Here is an 18,950-nt window from a genome sequence, read left to right as displayed (position 1 = left end):
TTCTCCGCTCGCCGCCGCGTCAGACCCGGGTGGCCGTCGCGAGCGTCTCCTGGACCTTCCAGCGCTTGCGCTTGCTCATCGGGCGATGTTCGACGATGCGCACCTGGTCTCCGACCTTGCACGCGTTCGCCTCGTCGTGCGCCATGTAGCGCGCATAACGTCGTACGTACTTCTTGTAGCGGGGGTCCTGCACGAGCCTCTCGACCCGCACGACGATGGTCTTGTCCATCTTGTCGCTCACCACGACCCCGACCACGCTTCGCCGCCGTCCTCGTTCCGTCACTGCTGTCCCTCGCGCTTTTCGCGGAGAACGGTCTCCACGCGAGCGATCTCCCGCTTGAGTGTCTTGAGCTGTGCCGTGTTCTCGAGCTGCCCCGTCACGTGGCGGAGCTTGGCGTCGAAGAACACCTTGCGCTGGTCCTTCACCTTCTGCTCCAGCTCGTCGAGCGAGAGGCCGCGGAGCTCCGAAGCCTTCATCACGACTCCTCCCGCACGACGAAGCGGCACGCGACGGGGAGCTTGTGCGCCGCCAGTCGCATCGCTTCGCGCGCGATCTCGACGGACACGCCCTCCATCTCGTAGAGCATCCGGCCCCGCTTCACCGGGGCGACCCACAGCTCGGGGTTGCCCTTGCCCTTGCCCATGCGCGTCTCGGCCGGCTTCTTCGTGATGGGCTTGTCCGGGAAGACGCGGATCCACACCTTGCCGCCGCGCTTCACGTGGCGGGTCATCGCGATGCGGGCCGCTTCGATCTGGCGCGCGGTGATGAACGCGTTGCCGAGCGCCTGGAGCCCGAAGTCGCCGAAGGCGAGCTCGGTGCCGCGGCTCGCCGCGCCGCGGTTGCGCCCCTTGAACATCTTGCGGTGCTTGACCTTCTTCGGTTGCAGCATCGCTCGCTACCTCGCCGCCACGTCGCCGTCGACGCGCGAGGCCAGCGGCCCCTTGCGCAGCTCGCGGTCGCTCACGTCGCCCTTGAAGATCCAGCACTTCACGCCGATCACGCCGTACGTCGTCTTCGCCTCGGCGAGGCCGTACTCGATGTCGGCGCGCAGCGTGTGCAGCGGGACGCGCCCGTCGCGGTACCACTCGCGCCGGCCCATCTCCGCGCCGCCGAGGCGGCCCGAGCACTGGATGCGGATGCCCTTGGCGCCGAACTTCATCGTCGACGTCATCGACTTCTTCATCGCGCGCCGGAACGCCACGCGGCGCTCGAGCTGGAGCGCGATGTTCTCCGCGACGAGCTGCGCGTCGAGCTCCGCCTTGCGGATCTCCTTGATGTTGATGAAGACGTCGCGCGGCGTGAGCGAGCCGAGCTCCTTGCGCAGCGTCTCCACCTCGGCGCCGCGCTTCCCGATCAGGATGCCGGGCCGCGCGGTGTGGATGTTCACGACGACCTTGTCGCCCGTCCGCTCGATCACGACCTTCGAGATGCCGGCGTGATAGAGCTTCTTCTTGATGAACTTCCGGATCGCGAGATCCTCGTGCAGCTGCTCCGCGTAGTTCTTTCCCGCGAACCAGTTCGACTGCCACCCGTAGAGGGTGCCGAGTCGGAAGCCGTAGGGATGGACCTTCTGTCCCACTGATCTCTCCAGTTGCCTTGGCGCGCCGGGCTCAGCGCTCGGACAGCACGACCGTGACGTTGCTGCTGCGCTTCTGGACCCAGGTCGCGCGCCCCTGCGCGCGCGGGCGGATGCGCCACATGCTCGGACCCTCGTCGACGGTCACCTTCGCGACGACGAGGTTGTCGATGTCGATTCCCGCGCTCTTCGTCTCGTTGTGCTGCTCGGCGTTGGCGACCGCGGAGCGCACGAGCTTCTCGAGCGGCTGGGAGAACTTCTTGTTCGAGACGGCCAGGATGTTCAGCGCGTCCTCGACGCCGCGTCCGCGGATCTGGTCCGCGACGAGCCGCGCCTTGCGCGCGCTGATCCGGTAGCCGTTGAGTCGGGCGGAGACGTCCATCTCAGCGCTTCACCTTCTTGTCGCCGGCATGGCCCGTGAACTTCCGCGTGGGCGAGAACTCGCCGAGGCGGTGGCCGACCATGTTCTCCGTCACGAAGACCGGGACGAAGAGCTTGCCGTTGTGCACGTGGAAGGTGAGGCCGACGAACTCGGGCGAGATCATCGAGCGCCGCGACCACGTCCGGATGACCTGCTTGCTCCCGCCGGCGACGACGGCGTCCACCTTCTTCTGGAGGCTCACGTCGATGAACGGGCCCTTCTTGAGCGAGCGCGCCATTACTTCTTCCCTCGCCGCTTCACGATGAACTTGTTCGAGCGCGCCTTCTTCGAGCGCGTCTTGTGGCCCTTCGTGGGCTTGCCCCACGGCGTGCACGGGTGCCGGCCGCCGGAGGTGCGGCCCTCGCCGCCGCCCATCGGATGGTCGACCGGGTTCATCGCGACGCCGCGGACGTTGGGGCGCTTGCCCTTCCAGCGCGAGCGACCGGCCTTGCCGATGCTCTGGTTCTCGTGCTCCGGGTTGCCGACCTGGCCGATCGTCGCCATGCACACCGAGCGGATCATCCGCATCTCGCCGCTCGGAAGACGCAGCGTCGCGTAGTCGCCCTCGCGCGCCATGAGCTGCGCGCCGGTGCCGGCCGAGCGCACGAGCTGGGCGCCCTTGCCGGGCTTCATCTCGATGCAGTGCACGATCGTGCCGAGCGGGATGCGCGAGAGCGGCGCGGCGTTGCCCGGTGCGACCTCCGCGTTCGGGCCCGCCTCGACGCGGTCGCCGACGCGCAGCTCGAGCGGTGCGAGGATGTAGCGCTTCTCGCCGTCCGCATAGTGCAGCAGCGCGATGCGGGCCGACCGGTTCGGGTCGTACTCGATCGCCGCGACGCGGGCCGGCACGCCCGTCTTGTCGCGCTTGAAGTCGATCGTGCGGAAGCGCCGCTTGTGGCCGCCTCCGCGGTGCCAGCTCGTGACGCGCCCGTAGGCGTTGCGCCCGCCGGACTTCCGCACGCCGCCCTCGACGAGCGAACGCTCGGGCTTCGAGCGCGTGATCTCGGAGAACGTGGAGACGCTCATTCCGCGTCGTCCCGCCGAGGTGGGCTTGTAGACCTTCACCGGCATGGCTCGCTCACACTCCCTCGAAGAACTCGATCGACTGGCCCTCGGCCAGCTTCACGATCGCCTTCTTCCACTCCGGCTTGAAGCCGACGTACCTGCCCAGCCGTCGCGTCTTGCGCGGCTGCCGCATCGTGTGCACGCCGACGACCTTCACGTCGAAGAGCTCCTCGACGGCGCGCGCGATCTCGTGCTTGTTGGCGCGCGGATCGACCGCGAACGTCACGACGTTCTCGACCTCGCGACCGAGGCTGCTCTTCTCCGTCACGATCGGACGGCGGATGATCTGGTGGGCGTTCACGACGCGTTCCCCCGCCGCGGCGCCGCGGCGAGCCGCGCCGCGAGCTTCTCGATCGACGCGCGCGTCGCGACGAGCGCCTCGTGGCGGAGCACGTCGTAGACGTTCACGCCCTCGGCGCGGATGACGGAGACGTTCGGCAGGTTGCGCGCGGACGTCTCGAACGTCGCGCTCTCCTCGTCGATCACGACGAGCACGCTCTTGCCGGCGAGCCCGAGCGACTCGAGCGCGGCCGCCACCTTCTTCGTCTTGTACTCGTCGAGCGCGAGCGCCTCGACGACGGTCAGGTTTCCCTCGGACTGCTTGAGCGACAGCGCGCTCCGCAGCGCGGCGGCCCGGACCTTCTTCGGGAGCTTGTGCGCATAGCCGCGCGGCACCGGACCGAAGACGATGCCGCCTCCCGCCCACTGCGGGGCGCGGATCGAGCCCTGGCGCGCGCGTCCCGTGCCCTTCTGGCGCCACGGCTTGACGCCGCCGCCCGACACGAACGCGCGGTTCTTGGTGCTGTGCGTGCCCGCGCGGCGCCCGGCGAGCTGCCGCCGCACCTCCGCGTGGAACAGATCGGGCCGCACCTCGACCTCGAACACGGCCGGATCGAGCTCGAGCGAGCCCGCCTTTCCCGCGCCGCCCTTCGCGAGGTCGAGCGTCTTCACGTCCACGGTTGCCATGACTAGAGCTTGATCTCCACGTCCACGCCCGCCGCGAGCTCGAGCTTCATCAGCGCGTCGACGGTCTGCGCCGTCGGCTCGAGGATGTCGACGAGCCGCCGGTGCGTGCGCATCTCGAACTGCTCGCGCGACTTCTTGTCGATGTGCGGCCCGCGCAGCACGGTGTACTTGTTGATCGACGTCGGGAGCGGGATCGGCCCCGCGACGCGAGCACCCGTGCGAAGCGCGGTGTCGACGATCTCCCCGGCACTCTGGTCGAGGAGCTTGTAGTCGTACGCCTTCATCCGGATGCGGATCTTCTGAGCGCTCATCTCGGCCACGTTGTGACTCCGTTCCCGGCCTGCTCGGCCGGACCTACTCGATGATCTCGGCGACGACGCCGGCGCCGACGGTGCGGCCGCCTTCGCGGATCGCGAAGCGCAGCTCCTTGTCCATCGCGATCGGCGTGATCAGCGTGACCGTCATCTCCACGTTGTCCCCGGGCATCACCATCTCCGTGCCCTCGGGAAGCTCCGCCACGCCCGTCACGTCCGTCGTCCGGAAGTAGAACTGCGGCCGGTACCCGTTGAAGAACGGCGTGTGCCGACCCCCCTCGTCCTTCGTCAGCACGTACGCCTGCGCCTTGAACTTCGTGTGCGGCGTGATCGATCCCGGCTTCGCCAGCACCTGACCCCGCTCCACGTCGTCCTTCCCCGTGCCCCGAAGCAGACAACCCACGTTGTCCCCGGCCTGCCCCTCGTCGAGAAGCTTCCGGAACATCTCCACGCCCGTCACCGTCGTCTTCGTCGTCGCTCGGATCCCGACGATCTCCACCTCGTCGCCCGTCTTCACGATCCCCTGCTCGATCCGACCCGTCACCACCGTCCCGCGACCCGTGATCGAGAACACGTCCTCGATCGGCATCAGGAAAGGTCGATCCAGCGCGCGCTCCGGCTGCGGAATCGTCGAGTCGAGCGCGTCCATCAGCTCGTCGATGCACGCGTTCGCCGCATCGTCCGAAGGGTTCTCCCCCGCCTTCAGCGCCGAACCCTTCACGATCGGAATGTCGTCCCCAGGAAACTCGTACGAGCTCAGCAGCTCCCGCACCTCGAGCTCCACCAGGTCCAGCAGCTCCGGGTCGTCCACCTGGTCCACCTTGTTCAGGAACACCACGATGTGAGGAACGTTCACCTGCCGCGCCAGCAGCACGTGCTCCCGCGTCTGCGGCATCGGTCCGTCCGCCGCCGACACCACCAGCACCGCGCCGTCCATCTGCGCCGCACCCGTGATCATGTTCTTCACGTAGTCCGCGTGACCCGGGCAGTCCACGTGCGCGTAGTGACGCGACGCCGTCTGGTACTCCACGTGCGACGTCGCGATCGTGATCCCGCGCTCCCGCTCCTCCGGCGCCTTGTCGATGTTCGCGAAGTCCACCTTCTCCGCGAGACCCTTGTGCGCCTGACGCGCCGTGATCGCCGCCGTCAGCGTCGTCTTCCCGTGGTCCACGTGACCGATCGTCCCCACGTTCACGTGAGGCTTCGTCCGCTCGAACTTCTCCTTGGCCATGTCCTTCTCTCTCTTCTCCCGCCCTTCGCGGACCGGGGGTGGAACGTTCAGCGCCCGACGATCTGGTCGACGACCTGGCTCGGGACGCCTTCGTAGTGCGAGAACTGCATCGTGTAGCTGGCGCGCCCCTGCGTCATCGATCGGAGCGCGTTCACGTAGCCGAACATCTGCGACAGCGGCGCCGTCGCCGTCACCACCTGCGAGCCTGCGCGCGCGACGATGCCCGTGATGTTCGAGCGGCGCGACGCGAGGTCGCCCTGCACGGCGCCCACGAACTCCTCGGGCGTGACCACCTCGACGGCCATGTACGGCTCGAGCAGCACGGGGCCGGCCTTCTGCATCGCCTCGCGCAGCGCCATCGAGCCCGCGATCTTGAACGAGCGCTCCGACGAGTCGACGTCGTGGGTCTGCCCGTCGAGCACGCGCACGCCGATGTCGACGACCGGGTAGCCGGCGAGCTCGCCGCTCTCGGCGGCCTCGCGGCAGCCCGCTTCGACCGCCGCCATGAACTCCTTCGGGATCGGGCCGCCCTTCGTCGCATCCGCGAACCGGAAGCCGCTTCCCGGCTCGCCCTTGGAGACCTCGAGCTTCACGACCGCGTAGTCACCCGAGCCGCCCGTCTGCTTGATGTAGCGCGCCTCGGCGACGGCGCTGCCGGCGATGGTCTCCTTGTAGGCGACCTGCGGGCGGCCGACGTTGGCGTCGACGTCGAACTCGCGGAAGAGGCGGTCGGTGATGATCTCGAGGTGGAGCTCGCCCATGCCCGAGATCAGCGTCTGCCCCGTCTCGGTGTCGGTGGCGACGCGGAACGACGGATCCTCGCGCTCGAGGCGTTCGAGCGCCTGCGCGAGGCGGTCCATGTCGGCGTTCGTCTTGGGCTCGATCGCGATCGAGATGACCGGATCCGGGAAGTCGAGCGACTCGAGGAGGATCGGCGCGTTCACCGCGCAGAGCGTCTCGCCCGTGCGCACCTGCTTGATGCCGACGGCGGCGACGATGTCGCCCGTGCGCGCGAACTCGACCTCTTCGCGCTTGTTCGCGTGCATGCGCAGCAGGCGGCCGAGCCGCTCGCGCTTTCCCGTCGCGGCGTTCAGCACGGCCTCGCCCGTCTTCGCGCTCCCGGAGTAGACGCGCAGGTAGGTCAGGTGACCCACGTGCTTGTCGCTCATGATCTTGAACGCGAGTGCGCTGAAGGGCTCCTGGTCGTCGGCGCGGCGCACCTCGACCTCGCCCGTCTTCGGGTGCGTCCCCTGCACGGGGGGCACGTCGAGCGGCGAGGGGAGGAATGCGACGACCGCGTCGAGCAGCGGCTGGACGCCCTTGTTCTTGAACGCGCTCCCGCACAGCACGGGCACGGCCTTGAGCGACAGCGTCGCCTGGCGAAGCGCCTTGCGCAGCGACTCCGACGGGATCGGCTCGGCCTCGAGATAGGCGGCCATCAGGTCCTCGTCGAAGTCGGCCGCCGCCTCGATCACGCGCTCGCGCGCCGCTTCCGCCGCGCCGGCCAGATCGGGCGGGATCTCGCCCGTGACGTACTCGGCGCCGAGCGTCTCGTCCTTCCAGCGCAGCGCGCGCATCTCGAGCACGTCGACGACGCCCTCGAACGCGTCCTCGGAGCCGATCGGGATCTGCACGGGAACGGGATTCGCGCCGAGTCGATCGCGCATCATCTCGACCGCGCGCGGGAAGTCGGCGCCGATGCGATCGAGCTTGTTGACGAACGCGATGCGCGGCACGCGGTAGCGATCGGCCTGGCGCCACACCGTCTCGGACTGCGGCTCGACGCCGCCGACGGCACAGAACACCGCGACCGCGCCGTCGAGCACGCGCAGCGAGCGCTCGACCTCGACCGTGAAGTCGACGTGACCGGGCGTGTCGATGATCTGGATGCGGTGGTCGTTCCACGAGCACGCGGTCGCGGCCGAGGTGATCGTGATGCCGCGCTCCTGCTCCTGCTCCATCCAGTCCATCGTCGCCGCGCCGTCGTGCACCTCGCCCATCTTGTAGTTCACGCCCGTGTAGAACAGGATCCGCTCGGTCGTGGTCGTCTTCCCGGCGTCGATGTGCGCCATGATCCCGATGTTCCGGATTCTTTCGAGCGGCGTCGTTCGCGACATCGTCGGGCTCGTCGAATTCTTCGGAGGGGTCGGGTCCGGAGACCCGGGAAGGATCCGCGGCGGAGCACCCTGCCCCGCCGCGCGCGACCGCGGACCGGCTACCAGCGGAAGTGCGAGAACGCCTTGTTGGCGTCCGCCATCCGATGCGTGTCCTCGCGCTTCTTCACGCTCTCGCCGCGCTCGTTCGCGGCATCGATGATCTCGTTGGCGAGCTTCTCGGACATGCTCCGCCCGGGGCGCTTGCTCGAGGCCTCCTTGAGCCAGCGCATCGCGAGCGACGTCGCGCGCTCCGGTGCGACCTCGATCGGCACCTGGTACGTCGCACCGCCCACGCGCCGCGACTTCACCTCGATGCGCGGGCGCACGTTCTCGAGGGCGCGGCGGAACATCGCCAACGGATCGCTGCGCATCTTGCTCTCGATCTCTTCGAAGGCGTCGTAGACGATGCTCTGCGCCGTGCTCTTCTTGCCATCGCGCATGAGCACGTTGATGAAGCGACCGACGGTGCGGTCCCCGTGCTTCGGGTCCGGCGTGGCGGGGCGCTTCGGGACGTCGCGGCGTCGCGGCATGGACTTTCCTCGTGCGGGACGCGAAGGGCCGCGGCGGCGTCGCACGCCGGCGCGGCCCTTCGGATCGGATTACTTCTTGCGCTTCGCGCCGTACTTCGAGCGGCCGCGGTTGCGCCCGTCGACTCCCGTCGAGTCGAGCGTGCCGCGGACGATGTGGTAGCGGACGCCGGGCAGATCCTTGACGCGGCCGCCGCGCACGAGCACGACGGAGTGCTCCTGCAGCGAGTGGCCCTCGCCCGGGATGTACGCGTTCACCTCGCGCCCGTTCGTGAGCCGCACGCGCGCGACCTTGCGCAGCGCGGAGTTCGGCTTCTTCGGCGTCATCGTGAAGACGCGCAGGCACACGCCGCGCCGCTGCGGACACGCCGCGAGGTCGGGCGCCTTCGAGCGGTTCGGCTCCGGCTTGCGCGCGCGGCGAACGAGCTGTTGGGTCGTCGGCATCCTTCGAAGGCTCTCCAGGCTGCGCGAGCGGCGCGCACGAGCGCACGCACGTCCACGCGTTGTTAGTTCGGGACCCCGCGTCGGATGCGAGCGCGCCGCGCGTCGGGCGCGGGGCGGGCTCGCGAGCGTTGGCGGGACCCAGCCGCTGCCGCGGACGCCGTTCCGCCCCCGATCGGGGCTCGCGGACGCCGGCGCGGCCGTCTCCAGAGATGCGAGTCCCCCGCGCCCGCTTCCTGCCGCCGATGAGACCGGAGGCGTGCGCCTCGGGCTGCCTCATGGCTCGAGCAGGGAACGGACCGCGGAGGTACCACGACCCTGGAAGTCGAAAACCGCCGCAGGTTAGCGGGGATAGATGCCCTGTCAACGCGCCGCGGAGCGGCCGTCCCGCTCCGGTCGGCGGGCTCCGGGCGGCGGGGCGGGCGGGTGTGCCCCGCCCGCCGCCCGGGAGCCGGACGGGCCCGCCCGCCTGCGGCTAGGCGTCGCCGAGCTCGCCGGCCGGGGCCCCGAAGTCGAGGGGCGACGGCGCCGCCGTCGGTGCGGGCGCGAGGCCCGCGCCGCCGATCGGGAGCGCCTCCTCCTCGAACATCCCCGTCGAGCCCTCGGGCGCATCGATCTGGATCCCGATCCGGCTCGAGCGCGCCATCCCGGTGCCGGCCGGGATCAGCCGACCCATGATGACGTTCTCCTTGAGGCCGCGGAGCAGGTCCGTCTTCCCCCAGATCGCCGCCTCGGTCAGCACCTTCGTCGTCTCCTGGAACGACGCGGCCGAGATGAACGACTCCGTCGAGAGCGAGGCCTTCGTGATGCCGAGGAGCTGGGGCTCGGCCTTCGCCGACTCCTTGCCCTCCTCGAGCATGCGCGCGTTGACCGCCTCGAACGTGGTCTTCTCGACCTGCTCGCCGAGCAGGAAGTCGGTGTCGCCGACGTCGGTGACGCGGACCTTGCGGAGCATCTGGCGGACGATCACCTCGATGTGCTTGTCGTTGATCTTCACGCCCTGCAGGCGGTAGACCTCCTGCACCTCGTCGACCAGGTAGTTCGCGAGCTCCTTCAGACCCTTGATCTTGAGGATGTCGTGCGGGTTCGACGACCCGTCCATCAGCGCCTCGCCGGCGCGGATGCGGTCGCCCTCGTGCACGCTCACGTGCTTGCCCTTCGGGATCAGGTACTCGTGCGGCTCGCCGTCGTCGGGCGTCACGAGGACGCGGCGCTTGCCGCGCGTGTCGGCGCCGAAGCTCACGACGCCGTCGACCTCGCTGACGACCGCGCACTCCTTCGGCTTGCGCGCCTCGAAGAGCTCGGCCACGCGGGGCAGACCGCCCGTGATGTCCTTGGTCTTCGAGGCCTCGCGCGTGATCTTCGCGAGCACGTCGCCCGCGCCGACCTCCTCGCCGTCGGTGACGCTGATGATCGCGTTCACCGGCAGCAGCGCGCGCGCCACCGTCTCCCCGGCCTCGCTCTTGATCGAGATGCGCGGTCGCATCTCGGGGTCGCGCGACTCGATCACGACCTTCGACGACATGCCGGTGAACTCGTCCACCTGCTCGCGCATCGTCGAGCCCTCGACGAGGTCGCCGAACTTCACGCGCCCGGGCTGATCGGCGAGGATCGGGCTGGCGAAGGGGTCCCACTCGAGCAGCAGGTCGCCCGGCCGCACCGCCTGTCCTTCCGTCACGATCACGTGGGCGCCGTAGACGACCGCGTGGCGCTCGCGCTCGCGACCGCTCGCGTCCGCGATGCCGATCTCCGCGTTGCGGCTCATCGCGATCGTCTGGCCCGAGCGGTTCACGATCGTGCGCACGTTGTGGAACTGGACCGTGCCCTCGCTCGTCGCCTCGGCGTGCGACTGCTCCGCGCGCCGCGTCGCCGCGCCGCCGATGTGGAACGTGCGCATCGTGAGCTGCGTGCCGGGCTCGCCGATCGACTGCGCCGCGATCACGCCGACGGCCTCGCCGAGGTTCACCATCTCGCCGCGAGCGAGATCGCGCCCGTAGCAGAGCGCGCACACGCCGTGCGTGACCTCGCACGTGAGCACCGAGCGGATCGCGACGCGCTCGATGCCGGCGTCCTCGATCTTGCGGACGCGATCCTCGTCGATCTCCTCGCCGGCCGGGACGAGCACCTCGCCGCCGATCGGGTCGGTCACGTCGACGAGCGTCACGCGCCCGAGGATGCGCTCGCCGAGCGGCTCGACGACCTCGCCCGCCTCGACGAGCGCGCCGATCTCGAGGCCGTCCTGCGTCCCGCAATCGTGCTGCCGGATGATGACGTCCTGCGACACGTCGACGAGCCGGCGCGTGAGGTAGCCCGAGTTCGCGGTCTTGAGCGCCGTGTCGGCGAGGCCCTTGCGCGCACCGTGCGTCGAGATGAAGTACTGCAGGACCGTCAGGCCCTCGCGGAAGTTCGACGTGATCGGCGTCTCGATGATCGCGCCCGACGGCTTCGCCATGAGGCCGCGCATGCCCGCGAGCTGCCGCATCTGCTGCGCCGATCCGCGCGCGCCCGAGTCCGCCATCATGAAGATGGAGTTGAAGCTCGGGATCTCGACCTCGTTGCCGTCCTGGTCGAGCACGGTGTCCGTGGCCACCGTGTCGAGCATCTGCTCGGTGACCTGCTCGGTCGCCTTCGACCAGATGTCGACCACCTTGTTGTAGCGCTCGCCGTCGGTGATGAGGCCTTCCTGGTACTGCTCGTGGATCTCGTTGACCTCGTCGGTCGCGGCGGCGAGGAAGGCGGCCTTGTCCTTCGGCACGACCATGTCGTCGACGCAGATCGAGATGCCCGCGCGCGTCGCGTGCTCGTAGCCGAGCGTGCGCACGCGATCGGCGAGCAGCACGGTGGCCTTGCTGCCGAGCCGGCGGTAGGCCTGGTCGACGAGCTCGCCGAGCGCCTTCTTGTCCATCGTCTGGTTGATGAACTTGAACGGGATCTCGGGGGCCACGACCTCGCGCAGGAGCACGCGACCCGTCGTGCTGTCGACGACCTCGCCGCCCATGCGGACCTGGATGGTGGCGTGCAGGTCGATCTCGCCGGCGTCGTACGCGCGGCGGACCTCCTCGGTGCTCGAGAAGCGCTTGCCCTCGCCGCGGGCGCCCGCGCGCTCGCGCGTGAGGTAGTAGCAGCCGAGCACGATGTCCTGCGTGGGCCCGATGATCGGCCGGCCGGTCGCCGGGCTCAGGATGTTGTTGGTCGACATCATGAGCACGCGGGCCTCGATCTGCGCCTCGACCGAGAGCGGCACGTGCACCGCCATCTGGTCGCCGTCGAAGTCCGCGTTGAACGCGGCGCACACGAGCGGGTGGAGCTGGATCGCCTTGCCGTCGATCAGCATCGGCTCGAACGCCTGCAGGCCGAGCCGGTGCAGCGTCGGCGCGCGGTTGAGCAGGATCGGGTGCTCCTGGATCACCTCGGCGAGGATGTCCCAGACCTCGGGGCGCTCCTTCTCCACCATCTTGCGCGCGGCCTTGATGGTCGTGACGAAGCCGCGCTGCTCGAGCTTGCTGTAGATGAAGGGCTTGAAGAGCTCGAGCGCCATTCGGTTCGGGAGGCCGCACTGGTGCAGGCGCAGCTCGGGCCCGACGACGATCACCGAGCGGCCCGAGTAGTCGACGCGCTTGCCGAGCAGGTTCTGGCGGAAGCGCCCCGACTTGCCCTTGAGCATGTCCGAGAGGCTCTTCAGCGGGCGCTTGCTCGGGCCCGTGATGACGCGGCCGCGGCGCCCGTTGTCGAACAGCGCGTCCACCGCCTCCTGCAGCATCCGCTTCTCGTTGCGGATGATGACCTCGGGCGCGTTGAGCTCCTGCAGCCGCTTCAGGCGGTTGTTGCGGTTGATCACGCGGCGGTAGAGGTCGTTCAGGTCGCTCGTCGCGAAGCGGCCGCCGTCGAGCGGCACGAGCGGGCGGAGGTCGGGCGGGATCACCGGCACGACCTCGAGGATCATGTGCTCCGGCTTGTTGCCGGATTCGCGGAACGCGTCGAGCACCTTGAGGCGCTTCGCGATCTTCTTGCGCTTCGCCTCGCTCGTCGCCTCGCGCATCTCGAGCCGCAGCTGGCGGCACTCGTCCTCGACGTCGAGCCCGGCGAGCATCTTGCGCACCGCCTCGGCGCCGATGCCGTACTCGAAGGCCCCGCGCCCGTACTGCTCGAGGCACTCCGCGAGCCGCTCGTCGTTGAGCATCTCGCCGACGACGAGGTCGGTGTCCTTCGGGTCGGTGACGACGTGCGTCTCGAAGTAGAGGACGCGCTCGATGTCGCGCAGCGAGATCTCGAGGATGTTGCCGATGCGCGAGGGCAGCGACTTCAGGAACCAGATGTGGGCGACGGGCGACGCGAGCGTGATGTGGCCCATGCGCTCGCGGCGCACCTTGCTCTGGATCACCTCGACGCCGCACTTCTCGCAGATCACGCCCCGGTGCTTCATGCGCTTGTACTTGCCGCAGTTGCACTCGTAGTCCTTGACCGGGCCGAAGATCTTCGCGCAGAAGAGGCCGTCGCGTTCGGGCTTGAACGTCCGGTAGTTGATCGTCTCCGGCTTCTTCACCTCGCCGAAGGACCACTCGCGGATCTTCTCCGGAGACGCCAGCGAGATCCGCAGCGAGTTGAACGCGAGCGGATCCTTGGGCTTCTCGAAGAGGTTGTAGAGATCTCGCACGGAATACCCTCCCGACTAGCGTTGGCTAGGCGTGGTCCTCGATGAGCTCGATGTCGAGACCGAGAGCCTGGAGCTCCTTCACGAGCACGTTGAAGCTCTCGGGCAGGCCGGGCTCGAGCGTGTTCTCGCCCTTGACGATCGACTCGTAGATGCGCGTGCGGCCGAGCACGTCGTCCGACTTGACCGTCAGGAACTCCTGCAGGCCGTAGGCGGCGCCGTACGCCTCCATGGCCCACACCTCCATCTCGCCGAGGCGCTGTCCGCCGAACTGCGCCTTGCCGCCGAGCGGCTGCTGCGTGACGAGGCTGTAGGGCCCGATGCTCCGCGCGTGGATCTTGTCGTCGACGAGGTGGTGGAGCTTCAGCACGTACATGATGCCGACGGTGACGTCCATGTCGAACGGCTCGCCGGTGCGGCCGTCGAACAGGATGGTCTGGCCCGACGAGCGCAGGTTCGCGCGCGTGAGCTCGTCCTTGACCTGCTGCTCCGTCGCTCCGTCGAAGACGTTGCTCGCGACGTGGATCCCGTTGCGGACGTTCCGCGCCAGGTCGAGCACGGCCTCGTCGGAGGCCTTCGCGAGCGCCGACTTCACCTCGTCGCCGTAGACCTCGGCGAGCTTCTCGCGCATGCGCGCCGGGCTCGCCTGCTCGTCGACCATCCGGCCGATGCTGCGACCGAGCCCGTGTGCGGCCCACCCGAGGTGGGTCTCGAGGATCTGGCCGATGTTCATGCGCGACGGCACGCCGAGCGGGTTGAGGCAGACGTCGACGGGCGAGCCGTCCGGCAGGTAGGGCATGTCCTCCTCGGGCAGGATGCGCGAGATGACGCCCTTGTTGCCGTGGCGGCCGGCCATCTTGTCACCGACGGACAGCTTGCGCTTGATGGCCACGTAGACCTTGACCATCTTGAAGACGCCCGGCGGCAGCTCGTCGCCCTTCTTGAGCCGCGCGATCTTCTCGTCGAAGACGGTCTTGATCACGTTGGCCTGCTCTTCGACCTTCTCGAACAGGCGATCGACCTGGGCCTGTGCCGCCTTCTCGTCGACCTGCACCTCGCGCAGGCGCCGATCGGGCACCTCGGCGAGCACGGCGCTCGTGAGCTCCGCACCCGCGGCGAAGAACTCGACGCCGCGGCGCTCGTCGGCGAGCGCCGTCGCGGCGCGCCTGCCGAGCAGGAGGTCGCGCACCTTCGAGGCGGCGCCCTGCCGAATGATGCGGACCTCGTCGGCCTGGTCCTTCCGCAGGCGCTCGATCTCCGCCTCTTCCAGCGCGCGCGCGCGCTCGTCCTTCTCGACGCCGCGGCGCGAGAAGACCTGCGCGCCGATCACGGTGCCGCGCACGCCCGGCGGGACGCGCAGCGACGTGTCGCGCACGTCGCCCGCCTTCTCGCCGAAGATCGCGCGCAGGAGCCGCTCCTCGGGCGAGAGCTGCGTCTCGCCCTTCGGCGTGATCTTCCCGACGAGGATGTCGTCCTGCTTGACCTCGGCGCCGATCCGCACGATGCCCGACTCGTCGAGGTCGGCGAGCGCCTCCTCGCCGACGTTCGGGATGTCGCGCGTGATCTCCTCCTTGCCGAGCTTGGTGTCGCGCGCGACGCACTCGAACTCCTCGATGTGGATCGAGGTGAACAGGTCCTCCTTGACCACGCGCTCCGAGATGAGGATCGAGTCCTCGAAGTTGTATCCGCCCCACGGCATGAACGCGACGCGCACGTTGCAGCCGAGCGCCATCTCGCCGCGGTCCGTCGCCGGACCGTCCGCGATCACCTGCCCGCGCGTGACGCGGTCGCCGATGCGCACGATGGGCTTCTGGTTGATGCACGTGTTCTGGTTCGAGCGCTGGTACTTGATGAGGTTGATGATGTCGACGTTCGACACCTCGGCGCCCTCGTCGTCGTCCGGCTTGATCACGATGCGCGACGCGTCGACGGACTCGACGACGCCGTCGCGCTTCGCCACGACCGTCACGCCCGAGTCGCGCGCGACGACCGCCTCCATGCCGGTGCCGACGAGCGGCGCGGCCGTCCGCAGGAGCGGCACGGCCTGCCGCATCATGTTCGAGCCCATCAGTGCGCGGTTCGCGTCGTCGTGCTCGAGGAACGGGATGAGCGACGCCGCGACCGACACGAGCTGGTTCGGCGAGACGTCCATCATCGAGATGTCGTCGGGCGCGACCATCATGAACTCGCCCTGCTTCCGGGCCGACACCGAGTCGTTCACGAACTTGCCCGTCGCGTCGACGGGCGCGCTCGCCTGCGCGATCGCGATGCGCTCCTCCTCGAGCGCCGACAGGAACTTCACCTCGCTCTTGACGGTGCCGTCCTTCACCACGCGGTACGGCGTCTCGATGAAGCCGAAGTCGTTCACGCGCGCGTAGGTCGAGAGCGACGCGATCAGGCCGATGTTCGGGCCTTCCGGCGTCTCGATCGGGCAGATGCGGCCGTAGTGCGTCGGGTGCACGTCGCGCACCTCGAAGCCCGCGCGCTCGCGCGTGAGACCGCCCGGCCCGAGCGCCGAGAGCCGCCGCTTGTGCGTGACCGACGACAGCGGGTTCGTCTGGTCCATGAACTGGCTGAGCTGGCTCGAGCCGAAGAACTCCTTGATCACGGCCGACACCGGCTTCGAGTTGATCAGGTCGTGCGGCATCAGCGTCTCGATCTCCTGGAGCGACATGCGCTCCTTGATCGCGCGCTCCATTCGCACGAGGCCGATGCGGTACTGGTTCTCGAGCAGCTCGCCGACGACGCGCACGCGCCGATTGCCGAGATGGTCGATGTCGTCGATGCGCTTGTCGGGGTCGGAGCCGTTCTTCAGGTCGACGAGGTACTTGAGCGCGGCCAGGATGTCGTCGCGCCGCAGCGTCGGCAGCTCGCCGATCGTCGTCTCCTCCTCGGGCCCGTTGACGCCGGAGGGCTGCCAGCGCACGCGCTCGGCCGGATCGAAGCCGAGCTTGTGGTTCACCTTGAGGCGTCCCACGCGCGAGAGGTCGTAGCGCTCGGGGTTGAAGAAGAGGTTGTTGAACAGGTTCGTCGCCGTCTCGAGCGTCGGCGGGTCGCCCGGCCGCAGGCGCCGGTAGATCTCGATGATCGCCTCCTCCTGCGTGAGGATCTTGTCGGCGAGCAGCGTGTCGCGCAGCGCGGTGCCGGTCGAGATCGGGTCGAGGTAGAGCAGCGGGAACTCGTGGATGCCGCGCTCGCGCAGGTCGTCGAGGTGCGCCTGCGTCAGCTCCTCGTTGCACTCGAGGACGACCTCGCCCGTGCTCTCGTCGACGATGTCGATCGGCGCCACGCGCTTGACCGCATCCGTGCGGATCAGGTCCTCGACCGCGATCGGGATCCACTCGACGCCCGCGGCCTCGAGCTTGCGGAGCGCGGCGGCCGTGAACTTGCGGTCCTTGCGGACGATCACGTTGTTGTCGGCGTCGCGGACCTCCTTGGTCGCACGCTGTCCGACGAGCAGGCCGGGCACGACCTTCTTCTCGAACTTCTTGCCGTCGACGCGAACCGTCTCCGGCGCGTAGAAGAAGCTCAGCATCTCCTCGGGCGTGTAGCCGAGGGCGCGCAGCAGCACCGTCGCGTGGATCTTCCGGCGGCGGTCGATGCGCGCGTGGATGATGTCCTTGTGGTCGAAGTCGAAGTCGAGCCACGAGCCGCGGTAGGGGATGATGCGGCACGAGTAGAGCTTCTTGCCCGCCGCGCTCACCGTCGTCGAGAGGCTCGTGTCGAAGAAGATGCCCGGCGAGCGGTGCAGCTGCGACACGATCACGCGCTCGGTGCCGTTGATGATGAAGGTGCCGTTGTCGGTCATGATCGGGATCTCCCCGAAGTAGACCTCCTGCTCCTTCACGTCGCGGATCGTCTGCGCGCCGCCCGCCTCGTCCCAGGCCACCAGCCGGATGGTGACCTTGAAGGGCGCGGCGTACGTCATCCCGCGGTGCAGGCACTCCTGCACGTCGTACTTCGGCTGCTCGAGCGTGTACCCCACGAACTCGAGCGACGCGGTGTCGTTGAAGTCCTTGATGGGGAAGACGGAGTTGAAGACCGCCTGGAGACCGGTGTTCTCGCGCTTCTCGAGCGGAACGCCGATCTGCAGGAAGCGGTCGAAGCTCTCCTTCTGGATCTCGAGAAGATTCGGAATCTCGATGACGCGCGGGATCTTCGAGAAATCCTTGCGAACGCGCGGCGCGAACTCGGAGACGGTGGTGTGCTGCACGGGTTCGCTTGCCCCCTCTTGGATGGACGACTCCGGCACGCGCCGGAGGCTGGGCGCGACTCGTCGAGTCGCGCCGGGCTGCCGACCGAATCGGTCGGCGGTGCGGCCACGGGCGCCGCGGGAGACCGGAGCACGCGAACGCGGCCACCGGCGTCGCCGGCCTCCGCGTCGCGCGGCCGGGAGGCGGTGGCCCGGGCGGCGGAACCACCGCCGACCCGTGCGCCGCTCCCGGCTCCAACGGCGACACGCCCGCGTCGCCCGGCACCGGGCGAGCGGACGCGATCGCGCGCGAAGCCGACGCGCCTACTTGATGTCGACCTGGCCGCCGGCCTCTTCGATCTTGGCCTTGATCTGCTCGGCCTCATCCTTGCTGACGCCCTCCTTGAGCGGCTTCGGCACGCCCTCGACGAGGTCCTTGGCTTCCTTCAGGCCGAGGCCCGTCACACCGCGGACCTCCTTGATGACCTGGATCTTCTTGTCGCCGAAGCCGACGAGGATCACGTCGAACTCGTCCTTCACCTCGGCCGCCGCGGCATCGGCACCGCCGGCCGCCGGACCCGCGGCGATCGCCACCGGGGCCGCCGCCGACACGCCCCACTTCTCTTCCAGGAGCTTCGCGAGCTCGGCCGCCTCCATCACGGTGAGCTGCGAGAGCTGATCGACGATCGCGTTCAAATCGGCCATGGGTTCCTCAACCTTCCTGTGTTCCGGCGGTCGGCGGAGAGCGAGTCTCCTCCCGCCTTGGGATTCTCGTGCCGGTCTTCCGACCGACGGTGCCGGTGCCGCGCGACCCTCACGGGGCGACCGGAGATTCGTCTCGCGCCTAGCCTTCGCCGAGCGCGTCCTTGCGCGCGGCGACGAGGCGCGCGAGCTGGGCGGCCGGCTCGTTGAGCAGCCGCGCGAGCTTGCTCGCCGGCGCCTGCAGCAGGCCGACGAGCTGTCCGCGCAGCTGGTCGAGGCTCGGCAGCGTCGCGAGCGTCTGGATCTCGCCGGTGTCGATCGCCTTGCCGTCGAGGAACCCGCCCTTCAGGGCGAAGATCTCGTTCTCCTTGGCGTAGTCGACGAGCACCTTGGCCAGGCCGACCGGGTCGCCGTACGAGATCGCGACGGCCGTCGGCCCCGCGAAGTGGTCGTTCAGCGCCTCGGCCGCCGCCCCCGCGCACGCGAGTCGCAGCACCGAGTTCTTCACCACCTGGTACTCGTAGGCGTCGCCGCCGTGCGCGCGCAGCTGGCCGCGCAGCTTGTCCACCTGTCCCACCGTCAGCCCGCGGTAGTCGGCCACGATGATGCTCGTGGCGCGACCGATCTTGTCCCGCATGACGGCGACCTGTTCTTCCTTCTGCGCGCGTGTCAGCACGACTCCATCCTCTCCGTGCGCCGTCCGACGC

General features: G+C 69.0%; 17 protein-coding genes and 1 pseudogene. All 18 read right to left on the bottom strand.

The window, feature by feature from the left end; all coding sequences use genetic code 11:
- Positions 1-19: 19 nt before the first annotated feature.
- The gene (gene rpsQ / locus R3E88_17490; GenBank protein MEZ4218277.1) at positions 20-283 is read right to left on the bottom strand and encodes a 30S ribosomal protein S17; all 264 of its coding nucleotides are present in this window, start codon (positions 281-283) and stop codon (positions 20-22) included.
- The gene (gene rpmC / locus R3E88_17485) at positions 280-477 is read right to left on the bottom strand and encodes a 50S ribosomal protein L29 (protein MEZ4218276.1); all 198 of its coding nucleotides are present in this window, start codon (positions 475-477) and stop codon (positions 280-282) included. Before rpmC ends, rpsQ begins: the two co-directional genes overlap by 4 nt.
- The gene (gene rplP / locus R3E88_17480) at positions 477-890 is read right to left on the bottom strand and encodes a 50S ribosomal protein L16 (protein ID MEZ4218275.1); all 414 of its coding nucleotides are present in this window, start codon (positions 888-890) and stop codon (positions 477-479) included. The genes rpmC and rplP overlap by 1 nt, the downstream gene beginning before the upstream one ends.
- 6 nt (positions 891-896) lie before the next feature.
- Positions 897-1,580 (bottom strand): 30S ribosomal protein S3, encoded by a 684-nt coding sequence (gene rpsC, locus R3E88_17475; protein MEZ4218274.1) that lies wholly within the window; start codon positions 1,578-1,580, stop codon positions 897-899.
- 31 nt (positions 1,581-1,611) lie between these two features.
- Complete coding sequence (gene rplV / locus R3E88_17470; GenBank protein MEZ4218273.1) at positions 1,612-1,959, bottom strand: 50S ribosomal protein L22; 348 nt, start codon at positions 1,957-1,959, stop codon at positions 1,612-1,614.
- A gap of 1 nt (position 1,960) precedes the next feature.
- Positions 1,961-2,236 carry a 30S ribosomal protein S19 gene (gene rpsS, locus R3E88_17465; protein MEZ4218272.1) on the bottom strand — a complete coding sequence of 92 codons (276 nt, stop codon included), beginning with the start codon at positions 2,234-2,236 and terminating at the stop codon, positions 1,961-1,963.
- Positions 2,236-3,069 (bottom strand): 50S ribosomal protein L2, encoded by an 834-nt coding sequence (gene rplB / locus R3E88_17460; GenBank protein ID MEZ4218271.1) that lies wholly within the window; start codon positions 3,067-3,069, stop codon positions 2,236-2,238. Before rplB ends, rpsS begins: the two co-directional genes overlap by 1 nt.
- A gap of 7 nt (positions 3,070-3,076) precedes the next feature.
- Positions 3,077-3,364: a 50S ribosomal protein L23 gene (rplW, locus tag R3E88_17455; GenBank protein MEZ4218270.1), complete on the bottom strand. Its 288-nt coding sequence runs from the start codon at positions 3,362-3,364 to the stop codon at positions 3,077-3,079.
- The gene (gene rplD, locus R3E88_17450; protein MEZ4218269.1) at positions 3,361-4,029 is read right to left on the bottom strand and encodes a 50S ribosomal protein L4; all 669 of its coding nucleotides are present in this window, start codon (positions 4,027-4,029) and stop codon (positions 3,361-3,363) included. Before rplD ends, rplW begins: the two co-directional genes overlap by 4 nt.
- A 2-nt stretch (positions 4,030-4,031) precedes the next feature.
- Complete coding sequence (rpsJ, locus tag R3E88_17445) at positions 4,032-4,340, bottom strand: 30S ribosomal protein S10 (GenBank protein ID MEZ4218268.1); 309 nt, start codon at positions 4,338-4,340, stop codon at positions 4,032-4,034.
- Between the two features lie 43 nt (positions 4,341-4,383).
- Positions 4,384-5,574 (bottom strand): elongation factor Tu, encoded by a 1,191-nt coding sequence (tuf, locus tag R3E88_17440; GenBank protein ID MEZ4218267.1) that lies wholly within the window; start codon positions 5,572-5,574, stop codon positions 4,384-4,386.
- Positions 5,575-5,621: 47 nt separating this feature from the next.
- Positions 5,622-7,691 carry an elongation factor G gene (fusA, locus tag R3E88_17435; GenBank protein ID MEZ4218266.1) on the bottom strand — a complete coding sequence of 690 codons (2,070 nt, stop codon included), beginning with the start codon at positions 7,689-7,691 and terminating at the stop codon, positions 5,622-5,624.
- A 98-nt stretch (positions 7,692-7,789) separates the two neighbouring features.
- Complete coding sequence (gene rpsG, locus R3E88_17430; GenBank protein ID MEZ4218265.1) at positions 7,790-8,260, bottom strand: 30S ribosomal protein S7; 471 nt, start codon at positions 8,258-8,260, stop codon at positions 7,790-7,792.
- A 69-nt stretch (positions 8,261-8,329) separates the two neighbouring features.
- Positions 8,330-8,701, bottom strand: a complete 372-nt coding sequence (gene rpsL / locus R3E88_17425; protein ID MEZ4218264.1) for a 30S ribosomal protein S12 — start codon at positions 8,699-8,701, stop codon at positions 8,330-8,332.
- Positions 8,702-9,173: 472 nt separating this feature from the next.
- The gene (rpoC, locus tag R3E88_17420) at positions 9,174-13,352 is read right to left on the bottom strand and encodes a DNA-directed RNA polymerase subunit beta' (GenBank protein MEZ4218263.1); all 4,179 of its coding nucleotides are present in this window, start codon (positions 13,350-13,352) and stop codon (positions 9,174-9,176) included.
- 37 nt (positions 13,353-13,389) lie between these two features.
- Positions 13,390-17,562, bottom strand: a pseudogene (rpoB, locus tag R3E88_17415) (DNA-directed RNA polymerase subunit beta).
- Positions 17,563-17,865: 303 nt separating this feature from the next.
- Positions 17,866-18,246: a 50S ribosomal protein L7/L12 gene (gene rplL / locus R3E88_17410; protein ID MEZ4218262.1), complete on the bottom strand. Its 381-nt coding sequence runs from the start codon at positions 18,244-18,246 to the stop codon at positions 17,866-17,868.
- Positions 18,247-18,385: 139 nt separating this feature from the next.
- Positions 18,386-18,919, bottom strand: a complete 534-nt coding sequence (gene rplJ, locus R3E88_17405) for a 50S ribosomal protein L10 (GenBank protein ID MEZ4218261.1) — start codon at positions 18,917-18,919, stop codon at positions 18,386-18,388.
- Positions 18,920-18,950: the final 31 nt, after the last annotated feature.

This window comes from Myxococcota bacterium (genome assembly GCA_041389495.1).
Classification (GTDB): domain Bacteria; phylum Myxococcota_A; class UBA9160; order UBA9160; family UBA4427; genus JAWKRT01.
The sequence above is the reverse complement of the archived record's forward strand: the minus strand, read 5'-3'. Positions and strand labels throughout refer to the sequence as shown.

What these genes read in the sequence shown, in the direction of transcription:
- rplV (MEZ4218273.1), bottom strand. Translation starts at nt 1,959, where the DNA reads ATGGACGTCTCCGCCCGACTCAACGGCTACCGGATCAGCGCGCGCAAG.
- rpsS (MEZ4218272.1), bottom strand. Translation starts at nt 2,236, where the DNA reads ATGGCGCGCTCGCTCAAGAAGGGCCCGTTCATCGACGTGAGCCTCCAG.
- fusA (MEZ4218266.1), bottom strand. Translation starts at nt 7,691, where the DNA reads ATGTCGCGAACGACGCCGCTCGAAAGAATCCGGAACATCGGGATCATG.
- rplL (MEZ4218262.1), bottom strand. Translation starts at nt 18,246, where the DNA reads ATGGCCGATTTGAACGCGATCGTCGATCAGCTCTCGCAGCTCACCGTG.
- rpsJ (MEZ4218268.1), bottom strand. Translation starts at nt 4,340, where the DNA reads ATGAGCGCTCAGAAGATCCGCATCCGGATGAAGGCGTACGACTACAAG.
- rpsL (MEZ4218264.1), bottom strand. Translation starts at nt 8,701, where the DNA reads ATGCCGACGACCCAACAGCTCGTTCGCCGCGCGCGCAAGCCGGAGCCG.
- tuf (MEZ4218267.1), bottom strand. Translation starts at nt 5,574, where the DNA reads ATGGCCAAGGAGAAGTTCGAGCGGACGAAGCCTCACGTGAACGTGGGG.
- rpsG (MEZ4218265.1), bottom strand. Translation starts at nt 8,260, where the DNA reads ATGCCGCGACGCCGCGACGTCCCGAAGCGCCCCGCCACGCCGGACCCG.
- rplP (MEZ4218275.1), bottom strand. Translation starts at nt 890, where the DNA reads ATGCTGCAACCGAAGAAGGTCAAGCACCGCAAGATGTTCAAGGGGCGC.
- rplD (MEZ4218269.1), bottom strand. Translation starts at nt 4,029, where the DNA reads ATGGCAACCGTGGACGTGAAGACGCTCGACCTCGCGAAGGGCGGCGCG.
- rplB (MEZ4218271.1), bottom strand. Translation starts at nt 3,069, where the DNA reads ATGCCGGTGAAGGTCTACAAGCCCACCTCGGCGGGACGACGCGGAATG.
- rpmC (MEZ4218276.1), bottom strand. Translation starts at nt 477, where the DNA reads ATGAAGGCTTCGGAGCTCCGCGGCCTCTCGCTCGACGAGCTGGAGCAG.